Origin of the sequence: Streptococcus sp. KR, assembly GCF_002238115.1 — a bacterium.
Lineage (GTDB): Bacteria > Bacillota > Bacilli > Lactobacillales > Streptococcaceae > Streptococcus.
In genome coordinates, this window is sequence record NZ_NGVM01000140.1 from 1 (window position 1) to 464 (window position 464).

General features: G+C 43.1%; 1 protein-coding gene. It reads left to right on the plus strand.

Annotation, left to right across the window (positions count from 1 at the left end; translation table 11 throughout):
- Positions 1-464 (plus strand): GbpC/Spa domain-containing protein (locus CBI42_RS11295; RefSeq protein WP_306425628.1); only part of this gene is annotated, 464 nt, incomplete at both ends.

Below are 464 nucleotides of genomic sequence, written 5' to 3' on the forward strand. Positions count from 1 at the left end.
GTTTCAACTGCAGATGGTAAAAAGCATGATATTTCTCGTATCCATCGAAAATTCGAGATTCTTAATCAAGGGAAGACAGGATTGAATGATGTCTATGTCTTGAATGATCCAACAGAAGGATTCGTAGTAGCTCGTAACGATGGAGCTGGTGGATCAGCAGACTACATGAATTTCTTGGTTACGGATACCTACTACTACAATGTGGATGGGAAAGAAGTAACCTTCCAAGCAAGTGAAAAGACTCCTGCAACCCTGACCTATTCTTCACTCAATCACAATCGTATTGGTTGGGAAGGTGCGAAAGCCATCAACGGAACTCACGTTGAAATTAACGGCTCCACTGTTACAGAAAACAAAGATTATGGCTATGTCTATGCGGAAGACTATAACCGTCAGGAGGATGTGGGGCATCTTTGGGATACATCTGACTCACCTTACCAATACAAGGGCGCTGCACTTGGTGT